Here is a 1,842-nt window from a genome sequence, read left to right as displayed (position 1 = left end):
CTGTCGATCTTGACGGGCCCCCGACAGATCGGGACGGACAAGGCAGTGTCCTATGCGTCCGTCACTCGGTTAGAGGAGTGTGGACACCAGAACACCCGGCACACAGTCCCCCGGCTCGGGCCGCCGCCCCGAGGAGGCCCCGGGAGGAAGATCGCGCGGTTTCTTCGACGAGGAGCCGGTGCTGAGCACGGTCAAGGTGCCCAGCGACCCGGCCGAGGTCGTCGTCAACCACGCGAGTTTCAGGGTGCAGCTCGCCTCCCCACCGCCCCGACCGTCCCGCGCCCGCGTGCCGGCCGGAGCCGACGGCCTGTCCGCCGTCCGCGGCGCCGTCCCGGTCAGGCGTGCGGCCAGGCGCCGCACGCCCGTGGTGTGGAGCGGCCGGACCGAGCCCGGGGACGTCCGGGCCACCCGGCTGCTCCAGGCGGTCCGCCGCGCGAACATCGAGGGCGACACGCTCAACGCCACCACCCAGGTGCTGCCGCGCGTGGTGCCGGGCGCCGCCCCGGCCCTGGACGACGACCCGCGGACCACGGCCCTCACCACCGCCGTCGACACCCCTCGCGACGCCGGTCCGCCCACGATCATCGCCCCCCGCGCGCCCCGGCCGCCCGAGCGCCCCCTGTTCGACCGTCCGCTGCTGGAGGGCGTCCGGCCCGCCGAGGGCGCGTACGACCTCCCGGAGGACGAGCCGTACGACTCCTACGAGGCGGACGACCCCTACGAGACGGACGGCTCCTACGAGGCGGACGCCGAGGAGGAGGGGCACCGGCGCGAACTCCCGCGGCACGGCTACTACCCCGGCCGCCGGATGAACCTCGGCGTCGTCCTGCTGCCGCTGCGGATCTTCCTCGGCCTCATCTCCGTCTACGCCGGAATGGGCAAGCTCTGCGACCCGGTCTACTTCGACGGCGGCGAACGCGGCTCGCTGGTGAACTGGTTGAGGTCCCTGGAGCCCTGGGCCGTGGCCGAGCCGCTGCACGGCTTCGCCCTCGCCCACCCCGTCGGCGCCGGGCTCTCCGTCGCCTTCCTCCAGATCGTCGTCGGCGTGCTGACCGTCCTGGGCCTGTGGCAGCGGGTCGCGGCGGGCGTCGGGGCGCTGCTGTCGGCGGCCCTGATCGTGACGGTGAGCTGGCACACGGCCCCGGTGTACGACGCCCCGGACATCATCTACCTGGCCGCCTGGAGTCCCCTGGTCATCGCGGGCGCGCCGTACTACTCGCTGGACGCGCGCCTGGCGGGCGAGGCGTGGCGGACGCTCGGCCCGCGCGTGGAGGTGTGGGAGCTGCGGCGGCGCGTGCTGCGCCGCGGCACGGTCGTCGCGACGATCGTGCTCGGCCTGACGCTGCTGATCGGCTCGGTGATGGGCAGCGCGGTGCGGTCCGCGCGGGTCGCCACCGTGCCCGAGCCGGGCGGACCGCTGACCAACAACCAGCCGGGTTCGCCGCTGCCCCGGAAGTCCGGCGAGCGGCCGAGCCCGTCCGTTCCCGGCACGGGCTCCGGACGGCCGAGCGCGGGCGCCTCGGCGGTGCCGAGCCCGTCCGCCCCGTCCGCGGGGTCCCCCACCCCCAGCGCGGGCAGCACCGGCAGCGGCGAACCGGGTGCGCCGAGCCAGCGGCAGACCGTGCAGGCCCCGCAGCGGCCCGCCCCTCCGGCCCCCGCGCCCGGCACCCCGACGGACACCGGCGGCTCCGGCGGCAGCACCGACGCCGGCCCGGCCGGCGGCACCGGCGGCGGGGAGGACGGCGGCGACGGTGAGGGCGACGGCGACGGAGACGGCGCGCTGGGCGGCCTGCTGGGCTGACACCGAACACCGGGTTCCACCACGCGTCCGGGCGGTGGGGC

The 1,842-nt window shown here is 76.4% G+C and carries 1 protein-coding gene; it reads left to right on the top strand.

The features are described 5' to 3' along the window. Positions 1 to 79 precede the first annotated feature (79 nt). Complete coding sequence (locus ABD335_RS03600) at positions 80 to 1,801, top strand: DoxX family membrane protein (protein WP_425583535.1); 1,722 nt, start codon at positions 80 to 82, stop codon at positions 1,799 to 1,801. The last annotated feature ends 41 nt before the right edge of the window (positions 1,802 to 1,842 follow it).

The sequence above is a fragment of the Streptomyces macrosporus genome, assembly GCF_039533145.1.
Lineage (GTDB): Bacteria > Actinomycetota > Actinomycetes > Streptomycetales > Streptomycetaceae > Streptomyces > Streptomyces macrosporus.
This window is presented reverse-complemented; position numbering and strand designations above follow the sequence as displayed.